Here is a 6,450-nt window from a genome sequence, read left to right as displayed (position 1 = left end):
ATGCAACTGTAATGCTAGTCTTACTGAGTCACAAAATGCGGGGATTCTTGCTGTGCAATGATGTGCTAGCGTAAGCGATTCGTGGTCAGCAGGAGAATGCTGAGATGAATGGCCTGAGCACGGGAAGTGAAGCAGCCTTTGCGGATTATGTCCATAGGCTGGTCGATGTGATCGGCCACGCCGATCGGGCGGAGCCGCTCAACGATTACTGCCTCGGACTAATGCTGCCGGTGGACCGCAAGAGCGTCGAGCCTCTGGCGGCGGTGATGGCACCGGCGCGGGTATCGGCCAAGCATCAGTCGCTACTGCATTTCGTCGGCCAAGCGCCGTGGTCGGACGAGGCGCTTCTGGCGCGGGTTTGCGACCTGGTGCTGCCGCTGATCGAGCGGCATGGGCCGGTCGAGGCGTGGATCGTGGACGACACCGGATTTCCCAAGAAGGGCAGGCATTCGGTCGGGGTTGCGCGGCAATATTGCGGCCAGCTCGGCAAGCAGGACAACTGCCAGGTCGCAGTCAGCCTCTCGATCGCCAATGTCGCGGCGAGCTTGCCGATTGCCTACCGGCTGTATCTGCCCGAGATCTGGGCCGACGATCCCGAGCGGCGACGCAAGGCGAAGATCCCGGATAGCGTTGCGTTCCAGACCAAGCCCGCAATCGCGCTCGACCAGATCCGCGCCGCTCAAGCGGCCGGAGTTGCGCCCGGCGTGGTGTTGGCCGACGCCGGCTATGGCGCGGACGGCGCATTCCGCACCGGCCTGTCGGCGCTCGGCCTCGACTATGTCGTGGGCGTGCAACCGACACTCAGTGTCTGGCGACCTGGCGAGGAACCATTGCCGCCCAAGCCTTGGCGCGGAAAGGGGCGGCCAACCTCGCTGATGCGCCGCAGTCCCGAGCACCGCCCGGTATCGGCGAAGGCGTTGGCGCAGGAACTGCCGCAAGATGCCTGGCAGACCATTGGCTGGCGGGAAGGAACGAACACTGACCTCGGCTCCCGCTTCGCCGCCGTGCGCGTGAGGCCCGCGTCCAGGGATTACAATTTGACCACGCCCCGCGCCGAGGAATGGCTGCTGATCGAATGGCCCGAGGGCGACACCGAGCCGCTCAAATACTGGCTCTCCACTCTCGCCGCCGACGCTTCGCTCGGAAAGCTCGTCAGCACCGCCAAGCTGCGCTGGCGCATCGAGCGCGACTACCAGGAACTCAAGCAGGAACTCGGGCTCGGCCATTATGAGGGGCGCGGCTGGCGCGGCTTCCATCATCATGCAAGCCTCTGCATCGCCGCTTACGGATTCCTCATCTCCCAAAGGGAGGCGATTCCCCCCTCAGCGCCGACCAAAACCAAAAACCGCCCGCAACCTGCCGTTCCCCAAGGTTATCGACCCCGAGGATCCCCCGATCCGACCCGAGCGACACACGCCAAATTCGATCGCCACCGTCAGAAGGCACTTGACCGTCGCACTCAGTCGCAGTCTTCAGCGATGTCCATGCTGCACCAGGACCAATGATCGCTAAAATCACAAACTTGTGACGCAGTAAGACTAGGAGAGAAGGGGCCGCATATCTTTACTATTCGCTAAGGTTGGAAATGGTGTGATCGACCAACTAATTAAATCGACGGCACGCTGAAGTATGGTGTCCGCAAGAGCAAGGCTGGATGAAGTAACGATCACATATCCAATAGGGTCTCGGGAATCGTTTTTTCGGACGATCAGCGTCTTGGGTTTAACATATAATTTGACCTCGACAACACCTGGTACGGCAGCCGCCCGACGGTCGCCATCGATCCAGTCGAGGATGCCATCGCGCTCAGGAAGCAGGATTCGGACGGCCGCAGTCCGCGAATGCCTTTTGCGCAAATCCCATTCGTCCCCGATGGCAAGCTTGATGTGCTCGGCGACGAGATTTACCCCGTAGGCCAGTCGGATCAGTTTAGGTTGCCCAACACCAAGACGCGGATTGACTTCAATGACTACTGGGCCATGCTTCGTCCAGCGGAGTTCAATGCACGTTGGGCCCCAGCCAAGGCCAAGTGCTCGCAAACAGCTTAGCGAAACATCGGCGATTCGCTCATGCTCATGCTCAATTAGCGCGGCCGGACATGTGGTCTCGCGACCCACGAAATGTGGCGGCGGGCCGAACTTTGCGGCGGTAATTCCAATGACCTCATTTCCCATTAGATCAGCGATATAAAAGGGGCCTTGCGCGAATTCTTCTACCAAGACCCTCGGCAAAGATTGCCATACGTGCTTCCCGCCCAATAGATAGGTCGCATGTTCGGCTACCTCATCGAGGTTGCGGCATAACCGGACACCGCTGCCGCCGCAGCCCATTGCTGGCTTAACGATCACAGGCAGGCCGATCTCTACGGCAGAGCTTTGCACTTCCGTCGCGTTCGCTGCCAAACGATAAGCAGGTACTGGAACGCCGGCCTGTCCGAGAAGCTGGCGTTGAGTGAATTTGTCGCAGCACCATTCAACGGATGCGGGATTCGGTCCCGGTAGACCGAAATGCCGGCAGAGTTTGGCAACTGTCGTAGGGATCGACTCGTCGAGTGCCGCAAAGCCGATGATGCCCGCGATGTTATAGGTGGTACGCAGCCGGGAACATTCGTCGATCAGCGCATCGAGATTGTCTGTATTTATACGAATTGCCTCGGTCTCTTTTGCCGCAAGATAGTCGTATTGAGCGGGGTCCGCCGCCAGGGAAATTGGATGAAGACCAAGACGCTGGGCCGCTTGGATGTATAGTGGCCCATCACCCCTTGACCCTTCAACCATGATGAGCGCTCTTTCTTCCATTGCCTTTATCCCCTACAATGCGTGATGTGTGGCGGTTCCGAGCCTACATCGGCACCTTACTTTTTTCAGCCGTGCCTGCCTCAGAGTTTGCCGTTAGCCTACCATCGTCAGCGATTTACGGCAGTAAAGATCGTGTAAATTTATTTGAAGCATCTGTTGCAGCCCTCGCCAATCGAATGGCACGTATTGCTTGGACTCTCTTATGACCAAAGGCGGTCGCTACGAGCCAGCGGCGCATAGGCCCGCGGCATGTGAAGGACGCGATCAGAGGCCGGGCACACGTCAGCACCCGACCGCATTGTTCATGCCGACAGAAGATTTTGCTTGCATCGGTGGGGGCGTCCATACATTTCTGGTGAAGCAGCCTTTGAGATTTTGTCCACCGCACTGAAGTTACGTCGCTAATTCCGTAGTTATCGACGCAACCAACGGTGAACTTATGGGGCGGGTTGAAATTCTGGCGGGCGTCGAGCGCCGCAGTGTTTGGTCGGACGAGGACAAAGCTTCGGAGAGTTTGGACGAGGTTGAGACGAGCGGCTCCAGCGTCGCCGAGATTGCCTTGCCGGCACGATATTCCTCCGCAGCAGATTCACACTTGGCGCAAAAGCTTGGTGGGGACATAGGTCGTCGGGTGGATCAGGCGTGACGCTGTTGCCGGTGGCGCTGATCGGGCCGGATGCGGAAAGCGAACCGGATCGAGCCGCGGCACCAGAGAAGGTCGCGGCAAGACGGCCGGCAAAGCCGTCGCGCATTGAGATCGGCTGCAAAGGGGGCGGCGTCCTGAAGGTCGATGCGTCTATCGCGCCGGAAACGCTGAAAGTTCTGAGCCTGTCGGTGGGGGACGCATGTTGGGGCAGGGGCGAATGCGCGCGTGTATCTCGCCTGCGGGGCGACCGACAGGCGCAAAGGGATCGACGGCCGCGACGCCTGGCAATATTCATCGCCCACGCCTTAAGCCAGGACCATATTCTGACCACCGTCAGTGTGGCGTGAGCCGCTTCATAGAGCAGCGTTCGCATCATTGTGTCACCACACAGGGAAATCCGGCCGACGCGATTGCTCTCCAGGTTGGTTCTCACTGGGCCAGCCCTAATGCAGGGTCAAAATCCGTGGCAAAGCAGCCGCTTTCGTCTGCACGATCTGGAGGCCGGAGATCTCGTTGGTCCGGCATGTCAGAGCGAATCTAGCGAATGTTTGTACGATGGTCTATAGGTTATCGCCTCTGCACAACCTTCAGTCCAGCGATGGCTGCGATGACAATGTGCTCTAGTGCTCCAGCTGGAGCCCGGATGAAGTCTGCTGCTTTCACCGACGCCCCTCATGCGCGCCAGCTTTTTGGTCCTGATCACGCGAACTTGCCATCGGTGTCATTGACCAATCAATCAGGTCTACGGCACGTTGAAGTATCGCTTTGGTCCGAGCAAGATCTGTCGAAGCGGCGATGATATGTCCGATCTTGTCTCGTTCATCACCTTTCCTGACGATCGAAGTCTTAGGTTCGATAAAAATCTTTACCTCTTGGACACCTGGTACCGCAGCAGCCCGAGTCTCTCCACCGATGGTATCGAGGATGCCATCGCGATCAGGAATTAGGACCCGCGCGGCCGCAGTATCCGAACGAGTCCGGCGCAAAGTGCATTCCTCTCCGATGACAAGCTTGATGTGTTCGGTGATGAGATCGACACCGTACGCCAGCTGGACCAGTTGAGAATTAGGTGTACCCGCAAGACGAGGATTGACCTCTATCACAACTGGACCAAGCCTCGTCCACCGTATATCAATGTTATTTGGTCCCCAGCCTAGGCCGAGGGCTTGCAGACAGCTGAGCGAAACATCTACGAGGCGGTTATGCCTGAAATCGGTCAGAAGGGCGGGATAGATGTACTCACGACAGACGAAATGCGGCTGGTCGCCGAAGTCAGCGGCGCCAATTCCGATGACCTCATTTTCCATTATTTCAACGCTATAGTGGGGCCCTTGCGCGAATTCTTCGACCAGTATTCGTGGCGAACACTGCCATCTGTGTTCTCCCAATAGATAGTCCGTATGTTCGGCAAGCTCATCCACATTGCGGCACAATCGGACACCGCTGCTGCCGATGCCTACGGCTGGCTTGACAATCACCGGAAAGTCAATTTCGGTAGCAGAGTCTTTTACGTCCATAGCATCTACCGCAAAGCGAAATTCAGGCACAAGTATACCGGACTCCGCAAGAACCTGACGTTGAGCGAATTTGTCGCAGCATCGCTCAACCGCTGCGGGATTCGGTCCCGGCAGACTGAAGTGCTGGCAGAGCTTGCCGACGGCCGCGTAAAGTGACTCCCGCGCGCTGGTTATGCCAGCAACGTCGGCGATCCGGGATAAGCTAGAGCATACCTGTATCATCGCGGCAAGGTTATCTGTGTCGACACAGATTGTCTCACAGTCACTTCCTGCAAGATAGTCATACTGACTTGGCTCAGCTGACAGAGTAATCGGATGAAGACCAAGACGCTGGGCCGCCTGGATGTACAGCGGGCCATTACTTGCGCTTTCAAGGAGAACGAGAGCTCTTTTTCGCATTGACTGGTGACTCCGAGATTGCATGAAGTGCTGTCGCCCTTCGCACCGCAACCGGCCCACTTCGCGGCCGAACAACGATTAAGGTCACGTAACAGCAGACGATATTCTGTTGAAGGCGATCCGAATTCTCCTTTCGAAACAGAAGGTCGCTAGTAAGTGACGAACATGAATGCTGCCTCGGTTTGATAGCAGTGTGGATTTGCATGCATATGCGCTGAATACAGCCGCTGTCAGTCACTATTGCGATCGACGAATACCAACGAATACCCGGCGCCAATACTACCATCCTTGATAGCTGCACGGGACAATGTTGTCCCACAGTGCGGGGCGAACTGTGGTTTGGGGGGAGGCCGCTCAGGCGCGTGTGATGGTGCCGCACCATCCGCTTTAGAAGATTGCCAAGCTCACATCGGGGCGGGAGTGTTCCTCACGCTCACTTATCGGGACTTCAGAACGAAGTTCTGATCGTTGCGGCGAACAATTACGATCTGATGCGCCGGAGTGAACGAGCCGGCCGGGGCGCTGCGGTGTTGCGCACGTCCACGCCTAGGTCCGCGAATATCGCTCTGATATCCCTTGTCAACACCTTGGACGCACGATCTCCTCCGGTCGAGATGGTCGGCTGTTCAATCTGATCGCGCATGGAACCGAAGGACGTCGGTGATCAAGCTCTGATGCGCGCGGGTTGGCTACCGTATTCCGGGCTGGTCCCTATCTTACTACGGGCGTCGGTCTTGCCGGCAAACAAAGCGGCTGACGGGCATTTCCCTACCGTTGCTCCGCCCCCGCCCATACGCGAGGTGCAAGGTGCAGCGTCGGGTGGATTTACGACGGGGACAGCTGCGGTTCTCTGGCGACGGCCCACATGAAACCGGCCAGTTCGCGGGCGATCGCCGTGCAACCACGTCGTGCGCGTACCTCGGCCGCTCATCATTCGACAGTACGACGTTATCCGGGTCTGCGCCTTCCATGCGATTTCCCGTACCTTCGATGGAGCTTTTTCGCGCCGACTTTCGTAGGATGCCGATAAGTCCACGCGCTCTCGACCAGCATACGTCGAACTCTTCCGTTCCCTGCTTCGGTGATGTCA

General features: G+C 57.9%; 3 protein-coding genes and 2 pseudogenes. 1 reads left to right on the top strand and 4 read right to left on the bottom strand.

The genetic code is table 11. The annotated features are described in order from the left end of the window. The first annotated feature begins 104 nt into the window (after positions 1-104). On the top strand, positions 105-1,505 hold the full coding sequence (locus LPU83_RS23170; RefSeq protein WP_024319042.1) for an IS701 family transposase: 1,401 nt from the start codon (positions 105-107) through the stop codon (positions 1,503-1,505). Positions 1,506-1,538: 33 nt separating this feature from the next. Here the strand turns inward: LPU83_RS23170 and LPU83_RS23020 are convergent, their stop codons facing one another. The 4 genes and pseudogenes from LPU83_RS23020 to LPU83_RS72735 all read right to left on the bottom strand — a co-directional run. Next, positions 1,539-2,798, bottom strand: coding sequence for an ATP-grasp domain-containing protein (locus LPU83_RS23020; protein ID WP_024319041.1), 1,260 nt, complete (start codon positions 2,796-2,798; stop codon positions 1,539-1,541). 911 nt (positions 2,799-3,709) lie between these two features. Continuing rightward, positions 3,710-3,862 (bottom strand): annotated as a pseudogene (locus tag LPU83_RS73735) (IS110 family RNA-guided transposase); the annotation flags it as partial. 241 nt (positions 3,863-4,103) lie between these two features. After that, positions 4,104-5,360: an ATP-grasp domain-containing protein gene (locus tag LPU83_RS22995; RefSeq protein WP_024319040.1), complete on the bottom strand. Its 1,257-nt coding sequence runs from the start codon at positions 5,358-5,360 to the stop codon at positions 4,104-4,106. Between the two features lie 825 nt (positions 5,361-6,185). Next, positions 6,186-6,450: pseudogene (locus LPU83_RS72735) on the bottom strand (IS110 family transposase); the annotation flags it as partial.

Source organism: Rhizobium favelukesii, from assembly GCF_000577275.2.
Classification (GTDB): Bacteria; Pseudomonadota; Alphaproteobacteria; order Rhizobiales; family Rhizobiaceae; genus Rhizobium; species Rhizobium favelukesii.
This window is presented reverse-complemented; position numbering and strand designations above follow the sequence as displayed.

Bases quoted from the DNA above. Each gene is read 5' to 3' on its own strand.
- LPU83_RS23170 (WP_024319042.1), top strand. From the start codon at position 105: ATGAATGGCCTGAGCACGGGAAGTGAAGCAGCCTTTGCGGATTATGTC.
- LPU83_RS22995 (WP_024319040.1), bottom strand. From the start codon at position 5,360: ATGCGAAAAAGAGCTCTCGTTCTCCTTGAAAGCGCAAGTAATGGCCCG.
- LPU83_RS23020 (WP_024319041.1), bottom strand. From the start codon at position 2,798: ATGGAAGAAAGAGCGCTCATCATGGTTGAAGGGTCAAGGGGTGATGGG.